The organism is Ornithinimicrobium tianjinense, from assembly GCF_014636495.1.
GTDB lineage: Bacteria > Actinomycetota > Actinomycetes > Actinomycetales > Dermatophilaceae > Ornithinicoccus > Ornithinicoccus tianjinensis.
Genome location: NZ_BMEM01000001.1, coordinates 162,411 through 185,233 on the forward strand (window position 1 = coordinate 162,411; position 22,823 = coordinate 185,233).

Here is a 22,823-nt window from a genome sequence, read left to right on the forward strand (position 1 = left end):
TGTCGGGCAGGAAGACCCAGCCCTAAGAACGATCAGGAGGAGCGGGGCAGCGCCGTCGCCGGTGCCGCCCCCGACGCGCCAGACATGAGCAATACCAAGACGGGCCGCGCCCGGCCCAAGCCCAGTCCGTGGATGTGGATCTTTGTCTTCCTCGGCCTGGGCATCCTGTGGTTCTCGCTGCTGAACTCCTCCGGCTACAGCCGCATCGACACCGCCGACGCCCTCGAGCTCATCCGGAGCGACAAGGTCGCCGAGGCGACGATCACCGACGACCGGATGGACCTCACCCTCAAGGAGGGGGAGACCTACTCCTCCGAGGGCGTGCGCGAGACGAGCAAGGTGCAGGCCTACTACGTCAGCGCCCGCGGTCCGCAGATCATCGAGACGCTCGACCAGAACCCGCCCACCGACGGCTGGACCGACGACACCTCCGGCCCCAACTTCTTCGTCTCGCTGCTCGCGAACTTCCTGCCGCTCCTGCTGGTGCTCGGGCTCTTCCTGTGGCTGATGACCCGGATGCAGGGCGGCGGTCGCGGGGTCATGCAGTTCGGCAAGTCCAAGGCCAAGCTGGCCAGCAAGGACATGCCGAAGGTCACCTTCGCTGACGTCGCCGGCGCGGACGAGGCCGTCGAGGAGCTGCAGGAGATCAAGGAGTTCCTCGCCGAGCCGCGCAAGTTTCTCGAGGTCGGTGCCAAGATCCCCAAGGGCGTGCTGCTCTACGGCCCGCCCGGCACCGGCAAGACGCTGCTCGCGCGCGCCGTCGCCGGTGAGGCGGGCGTGCCGTTCTACTCGATCTCCGGCTCGGACTTCGTCGAGATGTTCGTCGGTGTCGGCGCCTCGCGTGTGCGCGACCTCTTCGAGCAGGCCAAGGAGAACGCCCCGGCGATCATCTTCGTCGACGAGATCGACGCCGTGGGCCGGCACCGGGGGGCGGGGCTCGGCGGTGGCCACGACGAGCGCGAGCAGACGCTCAACCAGCTCCTCGTCGAGATGGACGGCTTCGACGTCAAGACCAACGTCATCCTCATCGCGGCGACCAACCGCCCCGACATTCTCGACCCGGCGCTGCTGCGGCCCGGCCGCTTCGACCGGCAGATCGCCGTGGAGGCTCCCGACATGCTGGGCCGCCTGCACATCCTGCAGGTGCACGGCAAGGGCAAGCCGCTCGCCGAGGGCGTCGACCTGATGGCGATCGCCCGCCGCACCCCCGGCTTCTCCGGCGCCGACCTGGCCAACGTCCTCAACGAGGCCGCGCTGCTGGCGGCGCGCAAGAACGAGCGCGTCATCACCGACGTCGACCTCGACGAGGCGATCGACCGCGTCATGGCCGGACCGCAGAAGCGGACCCGCGTGATGAGCGCCAAGGAGAAGAAGATCACCGCCTACCACGAGGGCGGTCACGCGCTCGTCGCCGCGGCGATGAACCACACCGACCCGGTGAGCAAGGTGACGATCCTGCCGCGGGGGCGCGCGCTCGGCTACACCATGGTGCTGCCGGCGGACGACAAGTACTCCACCACCCGCAACGAGCTGCTCGACCAGCTCTCCTACGCCCTCGGCGGACGGGTGGCCGAGGAGATGGTCTTCCACGACCCGACCACGGGCGCGGCCAACGACATCGAGAAGGCCACCAACCTGGCCCGCAAGATGGTCACCCAGTTCGGTATGTCGGAGCGCGTCGGCGCGGTCAAGCTCGGCTCGGGCGGGGGCGAGGTCTTCCTCGGCCGCGACATGGGCCACGAGCGGGACTACTCCGAGAACCTCGCGGGCGTCGTGGACCAGGAGGTGCGCCGCCTGATCGAGGCCGCGCACGACGAGGCGTGGCACGCCCTCAACGACAACCGGGACATCCTCGACGCGCTGGTGCTGGAGCTGCTCGAGAAGGAGACGCTCAACGCCGAGGCGATCGCCGAGATCTTCAAGGACGTGCGCCGGCGCCCGGTCCGGCCGGTGTGGCTCTCCTCGGACGCGCGCGGCATCCACGACTCCGGCCCGGTGCTGACCGAGGCGGAGAAGCGGGCGATGGCCAACGGGCACAACCCGCTCGAGGACGACGGTGAGGAGCACCCGCCCGTCAAGACGATCGAGGTGCCGGACGGTGGGTATGTCGAGCCGGACAACCACTGAGATGGCCGGCCCCGAGGAGCCCGACGAGCGACCGGTGCCCGACGAGGGCGACGCCCCGGGATCCCCGGCGCGCGGCCCGGTCGACCACGCGCGCATCGAGGCCGCGGTCCGCGAGCTGCTGATCGCGGTCGGTGAGGACCCCGACCGCGACGGCCTGCTGGACACGCCCGCGCGCGTCGCCCGGTCCTACGCGGAGATCTTCTCCGGGCTCAGCCAGGACCCGGCGGCCGTGCTCGGCACCACCTTCGACGTCGACCACGACGAGATGATCCTCGTCAAGGACATCGAGATGTTCAGCGTGTGCGAGCACCACCTGGTGCCCTTCCACGGGCTGGCCCACGTGGGCTACATCCCGGGCCGGGACGGCCGTGTGGTCGGCCTGTCCAAGCTGGCCCGGCTCGTCGACGTCTACGCCCGTCGCCCCCAGGTCCAGGAGCGGCTGACCACCCAGATCGCCGACGCGCTCGAGCGCCACCTGGCCCCGCGCGGTGTGATCGTGGTGGTGGAGGCGGAGCACCTGTGCATGTCGATGCGCGGCATCCGCCGCCCCGGCGCCCGCACGATCACCTCGACGGTCCGCGGGCAGCTGCGCAACCCCGCCACGCGTGCGGAGGCGATGAGCCTCATGACGCGCCCGACCTCCTGACCGACGGATGACCGAGCCCCTCTCCCTCCTCGCGCCGGGTCCCACCCGGATCATGGGCATCCTCAACGTGACGCCCGACAGCTTCAGCGACGGCGGCCGCTGGTTCGACCGCGGCGCGGCGCTGGCGCACGGTCGGCGGCTCGTCGCGCTCGGGGCGGACATCGTGGACGTGGGCGGCGAGTCGACCCGACCCGGCAGCGAGCGCCCCTCCGAGCAGGAGGAGCTGGACCGCGTCGTGCCGGTGGTCGAGGCGCTCGTGGCCGAGGGGACGGTCGTCTCGGTGGACACCATGCGCGCCTCGGTGGCCCGCGCGAGCATCGACGTGGGCGCCCGCATCATCAACGACGTCTCCGGAGGGCTGGCCGACGAGGACATGCCGGCGGCGGTCGCGGGCACCGGGGTGCCGTTCGTCGCGATGCACTGGCGGGGCCTGCTCACCGACCCCCACGAGCAGCCCCACTACGACGACGTGGTCGCCGAGGTGTGCCGCGAGCTCACGGCCCGGGTCGACGCGCTGGTGGCGCAGGGGCTCACGCGCGAGCAGATCGTGCTCGACCCGGGCTTCGGCTTCTCCAAGGACGCCGGCCACAACTGGACGCTGCTGGCCGGGCTGCAGGCGGTCACCGGGCTGGGTCACCCCGTGCTCTTCGGCACCTCCCGGAAGCGGTTCCTCGGCCGGCTGCCGCGCCGACCCGGGGCCGGTGCCGAGGTCGACGAGACGGCCGAGCCGACCCCGCCGCTGGAGCGCGACGCCGCGACCGCGGCGACCAGCCTGCTGGCCGCGCAGGCCGGGTGCTGGGCGGTGCGCGTCCACGACGTCCCGGCGACCCGCGACGCGCTCGCGGTGTGGGAGATGGTGCGCGGTGCCCGGGCGCGCTGACGAGATCCGTCTGCTGGGCGTCGCCGCGCGCGGCCACCACGGCGTGCTCGACTTCGAGAAGCGCGACGGGCAGGACTTCGTCGTCGACGTGGTCATGCAGGTCGACCTCACCGCCGCCGGCCGCACCGACGACCTCGCGCGCACGGTCAACTACGCCGAGGTCGCTGCCGACGTGGTCGACGTCGTCACCGGAGAGCCGTACGACCTCATCGAGACCGTGGCCTCCGTCATCGCGGACCGGGTCCTCGCCCGCCCGCTGGTCGAGCACGTCGAGGTCACCGTCCACAAGCCGCAGGCGCCGGTGGGCGTGCCCTTCGGCGACGTCCAGGTCGTCGTCCGGCGGGCCAAGGACGTCCCCGTGGTCATCGCGCTGGGCGCCAACCTCCAGGGCGTCGACGGAGCCGACCCCGACGAGACCGTCCGGGAGGCCGCCCGCCGGCTGCACCGGGTGCGCGGCCTGCGCGGGGTGCGGGTGTCCCGGCTCTTCGTCACGGCGCCGGTCGGCGGGGAGGCGGTCGTGGGCCAGCCTGACTACGTCAACGCGGTGGCGGTCGGGCGCACCCGCCTCGCGCCCGCGGGCCTGCTCGCCCAGCTGCACCGGATCGAGGACGAGCACGGCCGGACGCGCCAGGTGCGCTGGGGTGCCAGGACCCTGGACCTCGACCTGGTCCAGTATGGCGATCCGCGCGCGGGCGCGGACGTCACCTCGAGCGTGCCCGAGCTGCTGCTGCCGCACCCGCGGGCGCACGAGCGGGCCTTCGTGCTCCAGCCCTGGCTCGACGTGGACCCCGACGCCGCGCTGCGCGTGGGTGAGGAGGTCGTGGCGGTGCCCGACCTCCTGCGGGCGACCGCGGACCAGGTGGTCCGCCCCCTGGACGTCACCCGGGCGGCGGACCGGTGAACCGCCTCGACGGCGTGCGTCCCGGCCGGGCGGTGCTGGTGGCGGTGCTCTCGGGGATGGCCAGCTGGCTCCTCCTCCAGCTGGTGGTCGCCCTGGACGGGCAGCCCCCGGTCATCTCCTGGCTGGGGCTCGTCCCTCTGGTCGCCGTCACCCTCCTGGTCCTGGTGATGGGGTGGCAGATCCGGCGCTACGTGCTGGGCAGGTCGACGGTGCGACCCAGCCCGCAACGGGGCCGCGGGACCCTGGTGGGCGCCCAGGCGGCCGCCCTCGGCGGGGCGGCGCTGCTGGGGTGGTACCTCGCCAACGCCCTCGTCCACCTGCCGGTCGTCGACGTCCCGAGCCACCGCACCCAGCTCGTCTGGGGCCTCGTCCACGCCGGCGCCGCCCTGCTGCTCTCGCTCGTGGGTTTCCTGGCGCAGCACTGGTGCCGGATCCCGCCGGAGGACGACGACGACCGCGGCGAGGGCGTGACCGACGGGGGCCTGGCCTACTCCTGACCGGGCACGGGTAGCGTGCCGGGCATGTCCCAGCCTCCGTCCGACGACCGCGACGCCGAAGCCGCCGACGACGCCGGTCTCGTCGACCCGACGACCACCGCCAGCCCGACGTCATACTGGCCCGGACTGCAGGACACCGAGCACTCGGCCTGGTACGTCCAGCGCTTCCGGGTGATGGCCACCCTCGGCGAGGACATGCACGGGGAGTCCCGGCTGATGGACGTCCTCGCCCCGCGGGGCGCCCGGCTGCTCGACGCCGGCAGCGGCCCCGGCCGCCACGGCGGCCATCTGGCCCGGCTGGGCCACCGCGTGGTCGGTGTCGACATCGACCCGGTCCTCATTGCCGCAGCGCGGGAGGACCACCCGGACGCCACCTGGCTGGTCGGCGACCTCGTGACGCTCGACCTCGCAGCGCAGGGGGAGCGGGAGCCGTTCGACGGGGTGCTCCTGGCCGGCAACGTCATGGACTTCATCCCCCAGGAGCACCGGGCCACGGCGCTCGCGCGGGTGGCGGCCCACGTGCGTCCGGGCGGGTTCGTCCTGGTCGGGTGCCGGACCGTGCGCGGCTTCACGCCGGAGGAGCTCGACGCGGCGCTGCCGGCGGCGGGGCTGCGGCTTGAGCACCGGTTCGGCACGTGGGACCTGGCCCCCTGGGACCCCGCGTCGACCTACTTTGTCAGTGTGCTGCGCAAGGATGGGTGACGCAGGCCGATGAAGCCCGCACGCGGCTGAGGTCTGTCCATCGTCATCGTTCGTCCATCACGTCCAAGGAGCACGACATGACCGAGCGCAACACCCCCTGGCCCGTCGGCGCACCCGCCTGGGTCGACATCTCCGTGACCGACCTCGAGCGCAGCAAGCAGTTCTACACCGCGGTCCTCGGCTGGGACTACACCGGCGGCGACGAGGCCTTCGGCGGCTATGTCAACGCCACCGTGCACGGCCGGGCGGTCGCGGGGATGGCACCGCCGATGCCGGGTGTCGAGGAGGCTCCGCACGTGTGGACCACCTACCTCGCCGTCGAGGACAGCGCCGCGACCCAGACGGCGATCGAGGCCGCGGGCGGCACCACCGCCATGGGGCCCATGGAGGTCGGCCCGTTCGGCACCATGGGGATCTTCGCCGACCCGATGGGAGCCGTCTTCGGCACCTGGCAGGCGGGTTCGCACACCGGGTTCGAGCTGTATGGCGTGACCGGCGCCGTCGGCTGGTGCGAGGCGATGGTCGCCGACTTCGAGCGGGGCAAGGAGTTCTACACCCAGGTCTTCGGGTGGAGCTACACCGACCTGTCGTCCGAGGAGATGCAGTACGCCACCTTCGGACCGCCCGGGGACGACTCGAACATGTCCGGTGGGATCGGGACGGAGCCGGGTCGGCCGCCGTACTGGGCGGTGAACTTCGGGGTCGACGGCACCGACGAGGCGGTGGAGCGCGTCACGGAGGCCGGCGGCGGCATCCTCGTGGAGCCCTTCGACTTCGAGTACGGCCGGCTGGCGGTCGTCACCGGCCCCGACGGCGAGCCGTTCGGTCTGCTCACCGGCACCGGGAGCTAAGCACCGGCAGCTGGGCGTCGGGCCGGAGACCTACCGGTCGACGTCGCCCACGACGAAGAACATCGACCCCAGGATGGCGACCATGTCGGCCACCACCGTGCCCGGCAGCATCTCGCGCAGCACCTGCACGTTGCTGAAGGAGGCCGAGCGCAGCTTGAGCCGGTGCGGTGCCTTGTCCCCGCGGCTGACCAGGTAGTAGCCGTTGAGGCCGAGCGGGTTCTCCCCGGCGACGTAGTGCGCGCCCTCGGGGACCTTGAGGACCTTCGGCAGCTTGGTGTCGAAGGGTCCGGGCCCCAGCTCGCGCAGCCGCTCGGTGCAGGCCCGCGCCAGGTCGAGCGAGACGTGGACCTGCTCGGCCAGCACCTCCAGCCGGGCCAGGCAGTCGCCGGTCTCGCGGGTGACGACCCGGCCGGGACCACCCTCGGTGAACAGCTCGGCATACGCCAGGTAGGGCTCGTCGCGGCGCAGGTCGAGGTCGAGGCCGGAGGCGCGCGCGATGGGACCGGACACGCCGTACGCCAGGACCTGGTCGAGCCCGAGCACGCCCACCCCCTTGGCGCGCGCGGTGACGATCTCGTTGCCGAGGATCATCCCCTCGAGCTCGGGGAGGCGGCTGCGGACCTTCTCCACGGCGGCGTCCACCCGGTCCAGCCAGCCGTCGGGGATGTCGTGCAGCAGCCCGCCGACCCGGGTCGCCATGTAGTGCATGCGTCCGCCGCTGAACTCCTCCATCACCGCCTGCAGCTCCTCGCGCTCGCGGAAGCTGTAGAACATCGGCGTGATGGCGCCCAGCTCGAGCGGGTAGGACCCCAGGAACATCAGGTGGTTGAGGACCCGGCTGAGCTCGGAGAGCAGGGTGCGCGTCCAGGTGGCGCGCTCGGGGACCTCCATGCCGAGCATGTGCTCGACCGTGAGCGCGACGCCCACCTCGTTGTTGAACGCGGACAGCCAGTCGTGGCGGTTGGCGAGCACCATGATCTGGCGGTAGTCCCGCACCTCGAAGAGCTTCTCCGCGCCGCGGTGCATGTAGCCGATGACCGGCTCGGCCGCGACGATCCGCTCGCCGTCGACGGTGATCCGCAGGCGCAGCACGCCGTGGGTGGCCGGGTGCTGCGGGCCGATGTTGAGCACCATCTCGGTGGTGCTCAGCCCGCTCACGCCGGTGGCGGTGCCGAGGGAGACGTCCAGGTCGCGGGTGCTCACCGCTCCACCCTAGCCACGCGTCGCGAACACCCACCGGAAGCCGCCCAGCCCGCCGGCGGCGGTGAGCGCCGTGAAGGCGCCCCTGCGCGCCAGCGCCTCGAGGTATGCCGTGGGCCGGGTCCGCGCGAGCGCCGGGTCGGGCGCGCGGCCGGCGGCGTCGCCGAGGACGTCCCGCAGGGCATCGGCCTGGGTGAGCACGGTCGGTGCGAGCCCCGGGGTCGCGGCCGCGAGCGAGTCGACGGCGACGTGGGCGGTGAGGTCGCAGGACCCGTCGGGCACGGGGTCGACCTCGCGTCCCGCGCGGAATCCGGTGAGGGTGCCGTGGCGTGGTCGGTCGGCCCTCGTGTGGCCGTAGTCCACGGCGAGCACGACACCGCTGTCCACCCGACACACCAGGTCGGCCCACGCCTGGTCGCGAGGCCTGCCGATCTCGGCCCGCCGGACGTCCTCCGTCAGCCAACGGTCGGCCCAGGCGAGGTCGGCCCCGGCGAGGTCCGCCCCGCCGAGGACCGGTCCGAGGCTCTCGGTGCCGTCGGGCGCGACGGTGACCACGCGCCATACCCCCAGGTCGTCGCGCTCCACGACCGGGGCGGGCACGACGTCCAGCCACTCGTGGGCGACGACGAGGGTGTCGCGCAGGCTGCGGAGCGTGGCCGGCAGCTCGGCGCCGCCGGGGGAGGTGATCCAGTCAGCGTCGAGACCCGGCGGGGCAGCGACGACGTCCACCCCCGCGAGGGCCAGGTCAGGGTCGAGCGTGCGCAGCGCGGCGAGCAGCTCGCCGCGGCCCGCACCCACGTCGACCACCCTCGTGCAGCGGTGCCGGCGCGCGAGCGCCAGCAGCGCCTCCGCGAGGAGCCGGCCTGCGCCGGGCACGCCCTGGACAGAGGTGGCGAAGTGGTCGGCGGGGGCGTGGCGGCGGTAGAACCCCGCGCTCCCGTAGAGCGCCTCGTGCCAGGCGTCCTCCCAGGTCAGCGTGGCCACGGGGTGAGTCTAGGAGGTCGGCGCGACGCGGCCCGGCGTCCGGAGGGTCGCAATGTCGCTTTTCTGCTAGATCACAGGTCCACCACCGGTGATGATGGGGTCATGGACCCCTCGACCTTCCACCTGGACCACGCGCGCTGCGCGGCGGCCGTGAGCAGCAGGGACCGCAGGTTCGACGGCTGGTTCGTGACCGCGGTGCTGAGCACCGGCATCTACTGCCGCCCGAGCTGCCCGGCCATGACGCCCAAGCTCGTCAACATGAGCTTCTACCGCTCGGCCGCGGCCGCTCAGGCGGCAGGCTTCCGGGCGTGCAAGCGCTGCCTGCCGGACGCCACCCCCGGGTCCCCCGAGTGGCACGTGCGTGGTGACGTCGTCGCCAGGGCGGTCCGGCTCGTTGCGGACGGAGTCGTGGAGCGGGAGGGCGTCGGGGGGCTGGCCGAGCGGCTCGGCTACTCCACCCGCCAGGTCGAGCGGCTCGTGGGAGCCGAGCTCGGGGCCGGTCCGCTGGCCCTCGCGCGCGCCCAGCGGGCCCAGGCCGCCAGGGTGCTGCTGGAGAGCACGGACCTGCCGATGTCCGAGGTGACCTTCGCCGCCGGTTTCGCGAGCATCCGGTCCTTCAACGACACCGTGCGCACCGTCTACGGGGCGACGCCGTCCGAGCTGCGCGCCGGCCGCCGGGGGCGCGGGGCCCGGGCGCGGAGGGGGCCAGCCGTGCGTGAGGTGCGGGGCGATCTCCCCGACGCCGGGGCGCTGGTGCTGCGGGTCCGTCTCGCCTTCCGGGCGCCGCTGCACGTTCCGAGCCTGTTCGGTCACCTGGCGGCGACCGCCGTCCCGGGCCTGGAGGTATGGCGTGCCGGTCGCCTCGAGCGCAGCCTGAGCCTTCCGCACGGCTGCGCCGTGGTGCGGCTGGCGGCCCCCGGCCCGGAGGACCGGCACGTGGAGGCCGAGCTGTCCCTGGAGGACGGCCGTGACCTCACGACGGCGATCCAGCGCTGCCGTGGGCTGCTCGACCTGGACGCCGACCCCGCGGCTGTCGATGCGCGTCTCAGCAGCGACCCCGCGCTGGCGCCTCTGGTCGCGGCCACCCCCGGGGTCCGCCTCCCGGGCACGGTCGACGCGGGGGAGATGCTGGTCCGGGCCGTGCTCGGTCAGCAGGTCTCCACCGCCGCGGCGGCCACCCAGACCGCCCGTCTCGTCTCGCGGCTCGGTGCCCCGCTGCCGCCGGAGCTCGTCCAGCCCGGTGGTCCGACTCACCTGTTCCCGACCGCCGCCGCCATCGCCGGCGCCGCCGACGGGGACCTGCCCGGTATGCCGTCCAGCCGGCGCCGCACCCTGCGCGCGGTGGCGGAGGCGCTGGCGGACGGCCGGCTCGACCTCGGGCCGGGCTCCTCCTGGGAGCAGGCCCGCGAGCAGCTGCTCGCCCTGCCCGGCATCGGTCCCTGGACGGCCGAGATCGTGGCCCTCCGCGGGCTGGGTGACCCGGACGCTTTCCCCTCGACCGACCTCGGTGTCCGCCTGGCCGCCCAGGCGGTGGGCCTGCCGTCGGAGAGCCGGGCGCTCACGGCGCACGCCGAGCGGTGGAGACCCTGGCGCTCCTACGCCGTGCAGCTGCTCTGGGCCTCCAGCGACCACGCCGTGGCCCGACTGCCCCAGACCTCGACCGAAGGAGACACCATGTCCACGACGTCCCCCACCCCCAGGCACACCCGGGTCACCATCGACTCGCCGGTGGGCCCGCTCGCCCTGGTGAGCGACGGTGAGCACGTCACCGGCGTGTTCTTCGAGACCCACAAGCACGCTCCTGCCGACCTCGGCACCGAGGTCGCGCTCGAGGACGCGCCGGCGGTGCTGCGATCGGCGGCCGAGCAGCTGGCGGAGTACTTCCGCGGTGAGCGACAGGAGTTCGACCTCCCGGTCGCCGCGGTCGGCACCGAGTTCCAGCGGCGGGTCTGGGCCCTCCTGCGCACCATTCCGTACGGCCAGACCTGGTCCTACGGGCAGCTCGCGACGGCGCTGGGTCAGCCCGGCGCCTCCCGGGCGGTGGGTCTGGCCAACGGCCGCAACCCCATCTCCATCATCGTCCCGTGCCACCGGGTCGTCGGGGCGGACGGGTCGATCACCGGCTACGGCGGCGGCATCGAGCGCAAGCAGCACCTCCTCGACCTCGAGCGCGGCGCCACCACCGCCACTGCCACCACCACCACGGCCACTACCACCACCCTCTTCTGACCGAGCGCGTCACGCGGTCGGTGGAAAAGGAACGGCGGGTCGGCTCTCCCTCCCCCAGGAGAGAAACCGACCCGCCGTCAGGCGTGCCTCAGCGTCAGTGCGCTGCGGCGTAGGCGTCCTGGAGCTCCTGCGGGACGCGGCCGCGCGAGCTGACCTTGTAGCCGTTGTCGCGGCCCCACTCGCGCATCGCGGCGAGCTCCTGCGCCCGCCCGGACGCGGAACCGTTGCTGGCAGCGGCGGCACCGCTGCCCCGTCGACGGGTCTGACGGCGGCCACCTGCACGACGGGCGTCGGCGATCCAGCCGGCCAGGTCGTTGCGCAGGCGGGTGGCGTTCTCGTCGTTCAGGTCGATCTCGTAGGTCACGCCGTCGAGAGAGAATTCGACCGTCTCGGTGGCCTCGCCACCGGTGACGTCGTCCTCAAGAATGACCTGCACACGCTGGACCATGAACCATCTCCTTGTTGCTTGTCCGTCCCGAGCTCGCCACACAGAGATTGTGGCAGGTCAAGTCTAGAGGAAATAGGCCGCACATGGCTAGGCAACCAGAAAACTGTTGAAAAGTACGTGATATCCCGGTCAGCCGGTCGCGTCGCCATTGTGCGGCGCGGACCCGTGTGGTTTGTGGGTGCGCGGCGCGCCGGACTCCTTTTCGGGCGTGCCCTCTGGGCTGATGTCCGCGGCGGAGGGACGCATGGTGTCCCTGTCGCGCTGGGCCTCCCATTCCCGCAGCGCAGCACGCTCCCGTCGGTCACCCTCGACGATGTGCTTGAGAATGACCCAGAAAAGGAAGAGCAGGCCGATGGACGGGAGGAGCGCGGCCAGAATCATCCAGCCGTCATAAAGAATGCCCATCTCAGGCCTCCGGGCGCAGCAGCGGGAAGAGGATGGTCTCGCGGATGCTCGAGCCGGTGAGCAGCATGATGAGGCGGTCGACGCCCATGCCGGTGCCGCCCATGGGCGGCGCGCCGTACTCCAGCGCACGCAGGAAGTCCTCGTCCAGCTGCATGGCCTCGAGGTCCCCACCTGCAGCGAGCTGGGCCTGCGCGGTCAGGCGCTCCCGCTGGATGACCGGGTCGACGAGCTCGGTGTAGCTCGGGGCCAGCTCGACCCCGCCGATGATCAGGTCCCACGCCTCGACGAGCCCCGTCTGGTCGCGGTGGCGACGGGCCAGGGGCCGGACCGACTCGGGGTAGTCGCAGACGAACGTCGGCTGGATCAGGGTCTCCTCGACCAGCTGCTCGAAGAGCTCGAGAATGATCTCGCCCGCGCCCCAGGCGGGCTGCAGCGCGATGTCCCGGTCGGCAGAGAGTCGCCGCAGCCGCGCGACGTTGTCCGGCGTCTCCTCGGCGTCCACCTGCTCGCCGAGCGCCTCGGAGACCGCGTCGAGAATGGGCAGCCAGCGCCATTCTCCCGAAAGGTCGATCTCGCGACCTCGGTAGTCGGTCAGGGTGGTGCCGACACCGACCGCCTCGGCCGCGTCGAGAATGATCGCGCGCGTGCGCTCGGCGGCGGTGAACTGGTCGCCGTAGGCCTCGTAGAACTCGAGCTCGGTGAATTCTGCAGAATGCGTCGAGTCGATGCCCTCATTGCGGAACACACGGCCGATCTCGTAGACCTTGTCGATACCGCCGACGACCGCCTTCTTGAGGGCGATCTCCGTATATCCACGCAGGTACATGTCGATGTCGAAGGCGTTGAGGTGGGTCTGGAAAGGAGCTGCCGCGCCGCCGTGGGTCGTGGACAGGATCGGCGTCTCCACCTCGACGAAACCGAAGCCGTCGAGCGTGGACCGGATCGAGCGCAGGACGGCGGCCTTGGTCCGCACCATCTGGCGCGCCTCGTCGCGGACGATGAGGTCGACGTAGCGCTGACGCACCCGCTGCTCCTCGGAGAGGTCCTTGTGCAGGACCGGCAGCGGGCGCAAGGCCTTGGAGACCATCTGCCACGAGCCGGCCATCACGGACAGCTCGCCGCGGCGCGAGCTGATGACCCGGCCGTGGACGAAGACGTGGTCGCCCAGGTCGACGAGCGACTTCCAGCGGTCGAGCGACTCCTGCCCCACCTCGGCGAGGGAGAGCATCGCCTGGAGGCGCGTGCCGTCGCCGGCCTGCAGGGTCGCGAAGCAGAGCTTGCCGGTGTTGCGGACGAAGACCACGCGGCCGGCGACGCCGACCTCGTCCTGCGTCTCCTCGCCGGTCTGCAGGTGGGCCCACTGCTCGCGGACCTCGGCCACGGTGTGCGTCAGGGGCACGCCCACGGCATACGCGTCACCGTCGGCGAGGAGGGCCTCGCGCTTGCCCCGCCGCACCTTCATCTGCTCGGGAAGGTCGACCTCGGGCACCGGCTGGGGGGACGCGTCACTCACCCCGCAAGGGTATCCGCCCCGCGCGCGGGTCCCGGAACGCTCCCAGGGGCACCGGCGTCAGTAACGACTTGTTCTCAGATTAATAAGGGTGCATGATGGTCCGCATGGATTCCCGGGGTCTGCGCCTCACGCGGCGCTACGAGCTGGACCTGGTGCGCGTCAGCAGCATGCTGATGCGGCCCTGTCGCTGACACCCCGACCCCGCCCGTCAGACCCGGCGCCACGGCCTGCCCGAACCCGCCGCGGACGAGACCCCCGAGGACACCTATGACCATCCATGCCTCTGCACCGCCGCGTGTCCGCCCCTCCCGCAGCACCCGCTCCCAGGGTCAGTGGGCGGTGGACGGCCGTGAGCCGCTCAACGCCAACGAGGAGTTCAAGGCGGCCGACAACGGCCTCAACGTCCGCGAGCGGATCGAGCAGATCTACTCCCGGACGGGCTTCGACTCCATCCCCACCGACGACCTGCACGGGCGCTTCCGCTGGTGGGGCCTCTACACCCAGCGCAGGCCCGGGATCGACGGCGGCCGCACCGCCCAGCTCGAGCCGCACGAGCTGGAGGACAGCTACTTCATGCTGCGCGTGCGCACCGACGGCGCCGCGCTGACGCCCGAGGCGCTCCGGGTGCTGGGCGACATCTCCACCGAGTTCGCGCGCGGCAGCGCCGACATCAGCGACCGCCAGAACATCCAGTACCACTGGATCCGCATCGAGGACGTCCCGGAGATCTGGCGCCGTCTCGAGTCGGTCGGCCTGGAGACGACGACCGCCTGCGGCGACACGCCCCGCGGCTTCCTGGGCAGCCCGGTCGCCGGCGTCGCGGCCGACGAGATCATCGACCCCACCCCGGTCATCGCGGAGATCAAGCGCCGCTTCATCGGCGACCCCGAGCTGACCAACCTGCCGCGCAAGTTCAAGACCGCCATCACCGGGCACCCCAGCCTGGACGTGGTCCACGAGATCAACGACGTCTCGCTCGTCGGCGTGGTCCACCCCGAGCTGGGCCCCGGCTACGACCTCTGGGTCGGCGGCGCGCTGTCGACCACGCCGCGGCTGGCCGAGCGTCTGGGCGTCTTCGTCAGCGAGGACCGCGCGGCGGAGGTCTGGCACGGCGTCGTCCGCATCTTCCGCGACTACGGCTACCGACGGCTGCGCAACAAGGCCCGGCTGAAGTTCCTCCTCGCCGAGTGGGGGACCGAGCGCTTCCGTGAGGTCCTCGAGACCGAGTACCTCGGCTACGCCCTCCCCGACGGTCCCGCCCCGGCCACCCCGACCACGCCCGGCGACCACGTGGGCGTGCACCTGCAGAAGGACGGCCGCTACTACGTCGGCGCCGCGCCCACCGTCGGCCGCGTCGGCGGCGACACGCTCGTTGGCCTGGCCGACCTCGTCGAGCGCGTCGGGGCGGAGTCGGTCCGCCTCACCGCCTTCCAGAAGCTCGTCGTGCTCGGCGTGCCGGCCGACCGCGTCGACGAGCTCGTGGCCGGCCTGGAGCCGCTGGGCCTCACCGCCCGCCCGAGCCTGTTCCGCCGCAGCACGATGGCCTGCACCGGCATCGAGTTCTGCAAGCTGGCCATCGTCGAGACCAAGGCGACGGCCGCCGCGGCGATCGCCGAGCTGGAGCGCCGCCTGGTCGACGTCGAGCCGCTCCTGGAGAGCCCGATCACGCTCAACGTCAACGGCTGCCCCAACTCCTGCGCCCGCATCCAGACCGCCGACATCGGTCTCAAGGGCCAGATCCTCACCACCGACGACGGGCGCCAGGTGCCCGGTTTCCAGGTGCACCTGGGCGGCGGGCTCGCCTCCTCCGACCGGGACGAGGAGGCCGGGCTGGGCCGCACGGTCCGCGGTCTGAAGGTCACCGCCGAGGAGCTGCCCGACTACGTCGAGCGGGTCGTGCGCCGCTACGCCGCCGACCGCGGCGCCGGCGAGGCCTTCGCCGCCTGGGCCCACCGCGCCGACGAGGAGGACCTGACGTGAGCACCGAGCGCCTTCGCGCGCTCGCCCTCGAGGCGCAGGAGAGGTATGCCGATGCCGGCACCGACGAGGTCCTCGCCTGGGCGGCCCAGCAGTTCGGCCGCCGCATGGCCGTGGCGTGCAGCATGGCCGACGCGGTCCTGCCCCACGTGGTCGCCGAGCACGTCCCGGGTGTGGACGTCCTCTTCCTCGACACGGGCTACCACTTCCCGGAGACCCTCCAGACCCGGGACCGCGTCGCCGACCTGCTCGACGTGACGATCGTGGACGTGCGGCCCCGGCTGAGCGTCGCCGAGCAGGACGCCGTCCACGGCAAGGACCTCTTCGCCCGCGACCCGGGTGCCTGCTGCCGGATGCGCAAGGTCGAGCCGCTGCGCGAGGCGCTCGCCGGCTACGACGCGTGGGTCACCGGCGTCCGACGTGAGGAGGGGCCGACCCGGGCGGACACCCCGCTGGTCACCTGGGACGAGAGCTTCGGGCTGGTGAAGATCAACCCGCTCGCGGCGTGGACCTTCGAGGAGCTGCTCGCCTACTCCGAGCGGGAGCTGCTGCCCGCCAACCCCCTGCTCGCGCAGGGCTACCCCTCCATCGGCTGCCTGCCCTGCACCCGCCCGGTCGCCCCCGGCGAGGACCCGCGGGCGGGCCGCTGGGCCGGCTTCGCCAAGACCGAGTGCGGGCTGCACCCCGCCACCGCCACGCCAGCCACCGCCACCGCCGCAGCCACCGCCACCATCCCGACCACCCCGACCCCCCAGACCACCGAGGAGGCGCGATGACCACGCTCACCCGCGAGACGGCATACCTCGAGGAGACCGCGGACCGCCCGACCGCCGGCACGGACCTGCTCGACGCGCTCGAGTCCGAGGCCGTCCACATCATCCGCGAGGTCGTCGCGGAGCTGGAGCGGCCGGTGCTGCTCTTCTCCGGCGGCAAGGACTCCGTGGTCATGCTCCACCTGGCCGCCAAGGCGGTGTGGCCCGCGCGCGTGCCGTTCCCGGTGATGCACGTCGACACGGGCCACAACTTCCCCGAGGTGCTGGCCTTCCGCGACGCCACCGTCGAGCGCCTCGGCGTCGAGCTGGTCGTCGCGAGCGTCCAGGACTACCTCGACGACGGCCGGCTGCGCGAGCGTGCCGACGGCACCCGCAACCCGCTGCAGACCCTCCCGCTGCTCGACGCGATCGAGGAGCACCGCTTCGACGGCGTCTTCGGCGGCGGGCGGCGCGACGAGGACAAGGCCCGCGCCAAGGAGCGGGTGGTCAGCCTGCGCGACGCCTTCGGCCAGTGGGACCCCAAGAACCAGCGGCCCGAGCTGTGGCGCCTCTACAACACCCGTCACCGCCCGGGCGAGCACGTGCGCGTCTTCCCGCTGTCCAACTGGACCGAGCTGGACATCTGGCGCTACATCGCCCGCGAGGGCATCGAGCTCCCCGAGCTCTACTACGCCCACGAGCGCGAGGTCTTCGAGCGCGACGGCATGCTGCTGAGCCCCGGCCCGTGGACCACCCCGCGCAAGGGCGAGGAGGTCACGACCCGGACGGTCCGCTACCGCACCGTCGGCGACATGTCGTGCACCGGCGCCGTGCTCTCCGAGGCCCGCGACGTCGACGCCGTCATCGCCGAGGTCGCCGCGACGACCATCACCGAGCGCGGCGCGACCCGCGCGGACGACCGGATCTCCGAAGCCGCCATGGAGGACCGCAAGAAGGAGGGGTACTTCTGATGAGCACCGCCACCCAGCACCCGACCACGCCCGCGGCGACGGCATACCCGAGCCCGAGCCTGCTCCGCCTGGCGACCGCCGGCTCCGTCGACGACGGCAAGTCGACGCTCGTCGGCCGGCTCCTGCACGACACCAAGTCGGTCCTCGCGGACCAGATGGCCGCGGTCGAGCAGGCCTCGCGGCGGCGCGGCTGGACCGGTGAGCTCGCCGATCTCGCGCTGCTCACCGACGGGCTGCGCGCCGAGCGCGAGCAGGGGATCACGATCGACGTGGCCTACCGCTACTTCGCGACGGCCCGCCGGTCCTTCATCCTCGCCGACTGCCCCGGGCACGTGCAGTACACCCGCAACACGGTCACCGGCGCCTCGACGGCCGACGTCGTGGTCGTCCTCGTCGACGCCCGCAACGGCGTCGTGGAGCAGACCCGGCGCCACCTTGCGGTCATCGGTCTGCTGCGCGCGCCGCACGTCGTCGTCGCGCTCAACAAGATCGACCTCGTCGAGGACGCGGAGGCCGTGCACGCTGGGGTCTCGGCCGACGTGGCCGCGCTCGCCCGGACCTTCGGGATCGAGGACGTGCGGGTGGTCCCGGTGTCCGCGCTGCTCGGCGACAACGTGGTGGAGCGGTCGAGCCGCACGCCGTGGTACGCGGGCCCCACGCTCCTGGAGCTGCTCGAGACGCTGCCCGCGGAGTCCGAGGTGGACGAGCCGCTGCGCTTCCCGGTGCAGCTGGTGATCCGCCCGCAGCAGGGCGCCGTGGACCCCGCATTCGTCGACTACCGGGGGTATGCCGGGCACGTCGCCTCGGGCGCGGTGTCGGTCGGCGACGAGGTCGTGGTGTCCCCGTCCGGCCTGCGGACCACGGTCACCGGCATCGACCGCGGCGGGGTGAGCGTCGAGCGGGCCGAGGCGCCGCTGTCGGTGACCCTGCGGCTGGCGGACCAGCTCGACATCTCCCGCGGCGACCTCATCGCCGGTGCCGCGGAGGCACCGCACCCGGTGCAGCAGGCCGAGGCGGTGCTCTGCTGGCTGGCCGAGGCGCCGCTGGTGCCGGGCGCGCGCGTGCTGGTCAAGCACGGCACCCGCACGGTCCGGGCCCGCGTCACCGCGCTGCACGAGCGCCTCGACGTGGCCGCGATGGAGGTCGTGCCGGTGACGGGGGGCGCCGAGCTCAACGACCTCGTGCGGGTCTCGCTGACGCTGGCCGAGCCGCTGCCGCTGGAGGACTACGCCCTCTCGCGCGACGGCGGGAGCCTGCTCGTCGTCGACCCCCACGACGGCACCACGCTGGCCGCCGGGATGGTCGGTGCGGAGCTGAGGGTCTGACGATGTCCACGACCCTCCTCGCCCTCGCGCTGTCCGGTCGGCGGGTGGTCCTCGTCGGCGGCGGGGCGGTGAGCGCCCGCCGCGCGGCCGACCTGGTCGCCGACGGGGCGGTGGTCACCGTGGTGGCGCCGCAGCTGGACCACGCTCTGGCGCGGCTCGTCGCGGACGGTCGCGCCGGGTGGGTCGCCCGCGGCTATGCCGGTCCGGCCGACCTCGAGGGTGCCTGGCTCGTGCACACCGCCACCGGGGACCCGCAGGTGGACGAGGCCGTCGCGTCCGACGCCGAGTCGGCGCGCATCTTCTGCGTCCGCGCAGGGGCGGCGTCGGAGGGCACCGCCCAGGTGCCCGCCCGTGGCGAGATCCCCACGCCGGACGGACCGGTCCGGGTGGCGGTCCACGCCGGCGGCGACCCACGCCGGGCCGTCGCCGTCCGCAACGCCGTCGTCGAGCACCTCGGTGCCGGCGTGGTCGACCTCCGCGTGCACCGTCCGCGGGCCCGCGGCGGCTGGGTCGCGCTCGTCGGGGCCGGCCCGGGCGACGACGGGCTGCTGACCCGCCGGGCCGCCACCCTGCTCGCGTCCGCCGACGTGGTCGTCGCCGACCGGCTGGTGCCGCAGGGTGTGCTCGCGGCCCTGCCCGAGAGCGTCGAGGTGATCGACGTGGGCAAGGTCTCCGGCCACCACCCGGTCCCGCAGGAGCAGATCAACCGCATCATCGTCGAGCAGGCGCGGGCCGGTCGCGGGGTCGTCCGTCTCAAGGGCGGCGACCCCTACGTGCTCGGCCGGGGCGGCGAGGAGCGGCTGGCCTGCGAGGCCGCCGGTGTCCGCGTCGAGGTCGTCCCGGGGATCACCAGCGCCGTCTCGGTGCCCGCCGCGGCCGGCATCCCGGTCACCCACCGGGGCGTCGCGCGCGGCTTCACCGTGGTCACCGGCCACGAGGAGGTCCCGGCCCTGCCCGGCGGCACGGACCACACGCTGGTCCTGCTCATGGGGGTCGCCGGCCTGCGGGAGACGGCTGCCCTGCTCGTGCGCCACGGGCGTCCGGCCCACTGCCCGGTGGGGATCGTCGAGCGCGGGTGGACCCCCGACCAGCGGGTCACCCTCGGCACGCTCGGCGACATCGCCGACCGGGCCGAGGCCGTCGGCGTCGCGTCCCCGGCCGTGGTGGTCGTCGGCGACGTCGTCCGGCTGGCCCACGCCTGGCGGGCGGCCGACGGGCTGGCGGCTCAGCTCGCGATGTCGGGAGGAGCCGTCGCGTGAGCGCCCCGGAGGGCAGCGGCGTGCCGGTCCTGAGACCGCTCGTGCTCGCCGCCCACGGGACCGCGAGCGAGGACGGCCGCAGGGTCGTCGAGCGCTGCGCGGCCGAGGCCGCGGCGCTGCTGGGTGTCGACCACACGGTCGGCTACGTCGACGTCTGCGGCCCGAGCCTCGAGGAGGCCCTCACGGACCTCGACAGGCCGGTCGTCGTCCCCTTCTTCCTGGCCTCCGGCTACCACGTGCGCCAGGACGTGCCCTCGGCCGTGGCCTCCGCCGCCCCCGGCGCCACGGTCACCCCGGCGCTCGGCGACGCGGACGAGGTCGTGCAGGCGCTCGCGGCTCGTGTGCTCGAGGCGGTCGGGGGAGACGGGCTCGACGCCGTGGTCCTCACCGCGGCCGGCTCGAGCGTCACCGCGGCCCGCGACGAGGTCGTGCGCGTCAGCACCCTGCTGGGCGAGGCGCTGGACGTGGCGACGGGCACGGCATACCTCACCGGGCCGGGTCCACGTCCGGACGAGGAGGTGGCGCGCCTGCGTGCCGCCGGCCACCGCCGGGTCGTCCTCGCCAGCCACCTGCTCTCGCCCGGACACTTCCTGGACCGGGCGCACGCGGCCGCGGCATCCCTTGGCACGATCTCCACGGACGCTCTCGGCACGCACCGCGCCGTCGCCGACCTCGTGGTGAGGCGCTACCGAGACGCGGGCTGAGTTCGCTCCTCCTCAGCGCCGGGTCTCGTACCTGCTCAGCACGACGCCGCCCGGTAAGGTGCGCGTCTCCAGCAGTCGGAGGCTGACCCAGGAGTCCAGGGCGGTGAAGAAGGGGAGCCCGCCGCCGAGCAGCACCGGCACCGTCGCGAGGACGTACTCGTCCACCAGGCCGGCACGCACCGCTGCCGCGGCGAGCGTGGCACCGCCGATGTCCATGCGGCCGTCGCCCTCGGCCTTGAGGCGGGTGATCTCGGCGACCGCGTCGCCGGTGACCACCCGGGTGCTCGGGTCGACCGCGACCTGCGTGGAGGAGAAGACCACCTTGGGCATCGCCGTCCAGCGGCGCCCGAACTCGACCTCCGCCTCGGTGACGCCAGGCTGCCCGGCGACCTCGGGCCAGTAGGGGCTCATGGTCTCCCAGAGCCTGCGCCCGTAGAGCGCGACGCTGGTCTGCGCCACCCGGTCCGACCACCACTGGAAGAGCTCGTCGCTCGGCACGCTCCACGTGAGGTCGTCCCCGGGCGCGGCGACGTAGCCGTCCACGCTGACGTTCATGCCGTAGGTCAGTCTGCGCATCTCGTCTCCTCCTGCTCGTCGGGACGAGGCCTCAGACCTCGTCGATCGTCCGCTGCACCAGCTCCAGCTCGCCCTCCGCCGCAGACTCGACCTCGTCCCACCCGCGGGGCAGCGCCACCTGGGGTCGGGTGCGCCCGCGCATCGACCACGGGCAGATCGTCGTCTTGGCACCGTTGTTCTGGCTCCAGTCGAGGAAGACCTTCCCGGGGCGCAGCGCCTTGGTCATCTTCGAGGTGACCAGGTCCGGGTGCTCGCTCTCCAGATGCTCCGCGAGCGACTTCGCGACCGCGCTGACCTCGTCGGAGGACCGCGTGCCCTCCAGCGCCGCATAGAGCTGCATCCCCTTCGACCCGCTGGTCACCGCCCGCGCGGTCAGCCCGACGGCCTCGAGCCGCCCGCGCACCAGCAGGGCGACCCGCGCGCACTCGGCCAGCCCGGCCCCTGGCCCCGGGTCGAGGTCCACCACCATCCGGTCCGGCGGTCGCGGCACGCCCTCGTCGTCCACCCGCCACTGCGGCACGTGCAGCTCCAGGCTGCCGAGGTTCACCAGGTAGACCAGTGCCGCCAGGTCGGTCACCAGCGGGAAGGTCAGCGTGTCCCGCCCCCGTGAGGACCCCGGCGTCGGCACCGTCACGCGCGGCAGCCAGTCCGGCGCCCCGGAGGGCAGGTTCTTCTCGAAGAAGCTGGCCTTCTCGACCCCCTCGGGCCAGCGGATGCGCGTCACCGGCCGCCCCTGCAGCTCGGGCAGGATCTGCTCGGCGTGCGTGACGTAGTAGGTGAGGACCTCGCCCTTGGTGGTGCCGGTCGCGGGGTAGAGCACCTTGTCCAGGTTGCTGACCTTCAGCGTCCGCCCGGCCACGTTCACCGCCTGCGAGGTCATGACAGCTCCAGCAGGTCGAGCGGCGTGAGGTCGGTGCGCACGCCCTGGTAGGACGGCTGGCGCAGCCGCCCCTCGCCCGGGGTGATCCCGAGCGAGGCGACGTCGATGACCACCCGCGGCTCCAGCCACGTGGACCCGTGCGCCTCCGCGCGCGGGATGTCTGTCGTGAAGGGGTATGCCGTGCGCGGCACCTCCCCGAGCAGCGCCGCGAGCTGCTCGCCGGCGCGTCCGGCCAGCCCCGAGCCCACCCGGCCGGCGTAGACCAGCCGCAGCCGGCCCTCCTCGTCGCACAGCGGCATACCGTCCTCGTCCGTCGTCGGGAGACCGACGTGCACGGCGCCGAGCCGGCCGGCCGTCCCGGTCTGCGGGCGCCACCCGCCGATCACGACGCTCATCGTGTCGCGGTGGGGAAACTTCAGCCAGTCGGGCGAGCGCACGCCTTCGGCATAGAGGGAGGACCGGCGCTTGCTCACCACGCCCTCGAGGCCCTGCGCGGCCGTCGCGGCCAGCAGCTGCGCGCCGTCGTCGAACACCGGAGAGACCTGCACCCTCGGTATGCCGTCGAGCAGGTCCTCCAGCGCCGCTCGTCGCGCGGACCAGGGGAGGGCGTCGAGCGGCATACCGTCCAGGCGGAGCAGGTCGAACGCGACGTAGGTGACCGGCCGGGTGGCGGCCAGCTTCTGCGCGGCGGTCGCCGACATGGTGTGCACGCGGTCCACGACGTGACCGAAGGAGGGCTTCCCGCCCACCATCGCGACCGCCTCCCCGTCGAGGAGGAGGTCGTCCGCGACGTCGGCGAGACCGGCGAGCTCGGGCAGGGCGACGGCGATGTCCCGGCCGCTGCGGGTGAGCATCCGCAGCCGCCCGTCGCGCACCTCAGCGAGCAGCCGGATGCCGTCCCACTTGATCTCGTGCGCCCACGCCGGACCGGTCGGCGGGCCGGTGCGGGAGTCGCCGGAAGTGGCGAGCATGGGGCGCATGGGTCCATCCTGGGTG

General features: G+C 73.1%; 22 protein-coding genes. 14 read left to right on the plus strand and 8 right to left on the minus strand.

Annotated elements, in window-relative coordinates; genetic code table 11:
- Window positions 1-84 precede the first annotated feature (84 nt).
- The 7 genes from ftsH (at window position 85) to IEV65_RS00770 (ending at window position 6,604) form a co-directional block, all read left to right on the plus strand.
- Window positions 85-2,127 carry an ATP-dependent zinc metalloprotease FtsH gene (gene ftsH / locus IEV65_RS00740; RefSeq protein WP_371870144.1) on the plus strand — a complete coding sequence of 681 codons (2,043 nt, stop codon included), beginning with the start codon at window positions 85-87 and terminating at the stop codon, window positions 2,125-2,127.
- Between the two features lies 1 nt (window position 2,128).
- Window positions 2,129-2,773 (plus strand): GTP cyclohydrolase I FolE, encoded by a 645-nt coding sequence (folE, locus tag IEV65_RS00745; RefSeq protein ID WP_229734762.1) that lies wholly within the window; start codon window positions 2,129-2,131, stop codon window positions 2,771-2,773.
- A gap of 7 nt (window positions 2,774-2,780) precedes the next feature.
- A complete protein-coding gene (gene folP / locus IEV65_RS00750; protein WP_188427721.1) occupies window positions 2,781-3,653 on the plus strand; it encodes a dihydropteroate synthase in 873 nt (290 codons plus the stop codon).
- Window positions 3,637-4,554 carry a dihydroneopterin aldolase gene (gene folB, locus IEV65_RS00755; RefSeq protein ID WP_188427722.1) on the plus strand — a complete coding sequence of 306 codons (918 nt, stop codon included), beginning with the start codon at window positions 3,637-3,639 and terminating at the stop codon, window positions 4,552-4,554. Before folP ends, folB begins: the two co-directional genes overlap by 17 nt.
- Window positions 4,551-5,051: a DUF3180 domain-containing protein gene (locus IEV65_RS00760; RefSeq protein WP_188427723.1), complete on the plus strand. Its 501-nt coding sequence runs from the start codon at window positions 4,551-4,553 to the stop codon at window positions 5,049-5,051. Before folB ends, IEV65_RS00760 begins: the two co-directional genes overlap by 4 nt.
- A gap of 24 nt (window positions 5,052-5,075) precedes the next feature.
- Window positions 5,076-5,753 (plus strand): class I SAM-dependent methyltransferase, encoded by a 678-nt coding sequence (locus tag IEV65_RS00765; protein ID WP_188427724.1) that lies wholly within the window; start codon window positions 5,076-5,078, stop codon window positions 5,751-5,753.
- 77 nt (window positions 5,754-5,830) lie between these two features.
- The gene (locus IEV65_RS00770) at window positions 5,831-6,604 is read left to right on the plus strand and encodes a VOC family protein (protein ID WP_188427725.1); all 774 of its coding nucleotides are present in this window, start codon (window positions 5,831-5,833) and stop codon (window positions 6,602-6,604) included.
- 30 nt (window positions 6,605-6,634) lie between these two features.
- Here the strand turns inward: IEV65_RS00770 and IEV65_RS00775 are convergent, their stop codons facing one another.
- Window positions 6,635-7,807 carry an NADH-quinone oxidoreductase subunit D gene (locus IEV65_RS00775; protein ID WP_371870145.1) on the minus strand — a complete coding sequence of 391 codons (1,173 nt, stop codon included), beginning with the start codon at window positions 7,805-7,807 and terminating at the stop codon, window positions 6,635-6,637.
- A 9-nt stretch (window positions 7,808-7,816) separates the two neighbouring features.
- Window positions 7,817-8,788, minus strand: coding sequence for an SAM-dependent methyltransferase (locus IEV65_RS00780; protein ID WP_188427726.1), 972 nt, complete (start codon window positions 8,786-8,788; stop codon window positions 7,817-7,819).
- 102 nt (window positions 8,789-8,890) lie between these two features.
- On the opposite strand from IEV65_RS00780, the gene IEV65_RS00785 reads away from it, so the two are divergent.
- Window positions 8,891-11,017, plus strand: a complete 2,127-nt coding sequence (locus IEV65_RS00785) for a methylated-DNA--[protein]-cysteine S-methyltransferase (RefSeq protein ID WP_308642541.1) — start codon at window positions 8,891-8,893, stop codon at window positions 11,015-11,017.
- A 94-nt stretch (window positions 11,018-11,111) separates the two neighbouring features.
- Here the strand turns inward: IEV65_RS00785 and IEV65_RS00795 are convergent, their stop codons facing one another.
- The 3 genes from IEV65_RS00795 to lysS form a co-directional block, all read right to left on the minus strand.
- Window positions 11,112-11,465: a histone-like nucleoid-structuring protein Lsr2 gene (locus IEV65_RS00795; RefSeq protein WP_188427727.1), complete on the minus strand. Its 354-nt coding sequence runs from the start codon at window positions 11,463-11,465 to the stop codon at window positions 11,112-11,114.
- A gap of 129 nt (window positions 11,466-11,594) precedes the next feature.
- Window positions 11,595-11,870: a hypothetical protein gene (locus IEV65_RS00800; RefSeq protein WP_188429613.1), complete on the minus strand. Its 276-nt coding sequence runs from the start codon at window positions 11,868-11,870 to the stop codon at window positions 11,595-11,597.
- Window position 11,871: 1 nt separating this feature from the next.
- Window positions 11,872-13,332 carry a lysine--tRNA ligase gene (gene lysS / locus IEV65_RS00805; protein ID WP_188429330.1) on the minus strand — a complete coding sequence of 487 codons (1,461 nt, stop codon included), beginning with the start codon at window positions 13,330-13,332 and terminating at the stop codon, window positions 11,872-11,874.
- Between the two features lie 318 nt (window positions 13,333-13,650).
- On the opposite strand from lysS, the gene IEV65_RS00810 reads away from it, so the two are divergent.
- Genes IEV65_RS00810 through IEV65_RS00835 form a run of 6 tightly spaced genes read left to right on the plus strand, consistent with a single transcriptional unit; the run spans window position 13,651 to window position 20,371 of the window.
- A complete protein-coding gene (locus tag IEV65_RS00810) occupies window positions 13,651-15,363 on the plus strand; it encodes a nitrite/sulfite reductase (RefSeq protein ID WP_188427728.1) in 1,713 nt (570 codons plus the stop codon).
- Window positions 15,360-16,136, plus strand: a complete 777-nt coding sequence (locus IEV65_RS00815) for a phosphoadenylyl-sulfate reductase (protein ID WP_229734763.1) — start codon at window positions 15,360-15,362, stop codon at window positions 16,134-16,136. The genes IEV65_RS00810 and IEV65_RS00815 overlap by 4 nt, the downstream gene beginning before the upstream one ends.
- Window positions 16,133-17,083, plus strand: a complete 951-nt coding sequence (gene cysD, locus IEV65_RS00820; protein ID WP_188427729.1) for a sulfate adenylyltransferase subunit CysD — start codon at window positions 16,133-16,135, stop codon at window positions 17,081-17,083. The genes IEV65_RS00815 and cysD overlap by 4 nt, the downstream gene beginning before the upstream one ends.
- Entirely contained in the window at window positions 17,083-18,408 is a 1,326-nt protein-coding gene (locus IEV65_RS00825) for a sulfate adenylyltransferase subunit 1 (RefSeq protein WP_188427730.1), read from the plus strand. The genes cysD and IEV65_RS00825 overlap by 1 nt, the downstream gene beginning before the upstream one ends.
- A 2-nt stretch (window positions 18,409-18,410) precedes the next feature.
- Window positions 18,411-19,667 (plus strand): uroporphyrinogen-III C-methyltransferase, encoded by a 1,257-nt coding sequence (cobA, locus tag IEV65_RS00830; RefSeq protein ID WP_188427731.1) that lies wholly within the window; start codon window positions 18,411-18,413, stop codon window positions 19,665-19,667.
- The gene (locus tag IEV65_RS00835) at window positions 19,664-20,371 is read left to right on the plus strand and encodes a sirohydrochlorin chelatase (RefSeq protein WP_188427732.1); all 708 of its coding nucleotides are present in this window, start codon (window positions 19,664-19,666) and stop codon (window positions 20,369-20,371) included. The genes cobA and IEV65_RS00835 overlap by 4 nt, the downstream gene beginning before the upstream one ends.
- Window positions 20,372-20,383: 12 nt before the next feature.
- On the opposite strand, the gene IEV65_RS00840 is transcribed toward IEV65_RS00835, so the two are convergent.
- Genes IEV65_RS00840 through IEV65_RS00850 form a run of 3 tightly spaced genes read right to left on the minus strand, consistent with a single transcriptional unit; the run spans window position 20,384 to window position 22,807 of the window.
- The gene (locus IEV65_RS00840; protein WP_188427733.1) at window positions 20,384-20,947 is read right to left on the minus strand and encodes a dihydrofolate reductase family protein; all 564 of its coding nucleotides are present in this window, start codon (window positions 20,945-20,947) and stop codon (window positions 20,384-20,386) included.
- A gap of 31 nt (window positions 20,948-20,978) precedes the next feature.
- The gene (gene ligD, locus IEV65_RS00845) at window positions 20,979-21,827 is read right to left on the minus strand and encodes a non-homologous end-joining DNA ligase (RefSeq protein ID WP_188427734.1); all 849 of its coding nucleotides are present in this window, start codon (window positions 21,825-21,827) and stop codon (window positions 20,979-20,981) included.
- Window positions 21,824-22,807, minus strand: a complete 984-nt coding sequence (locus IEV65_RS00850; RefSeq protein ID WP_188427735.1) for an ATP-dependent DNA ligase — start codon at window positions 22,805-22,807, stop codon at window positions 21,824-21,826. Before IEV65_RS00850 ends, ligD begins: the two co-directional genes overlap by 4 nt.
- Window positions 22,808-22,823: the final 16 nt, after the last annotated feature.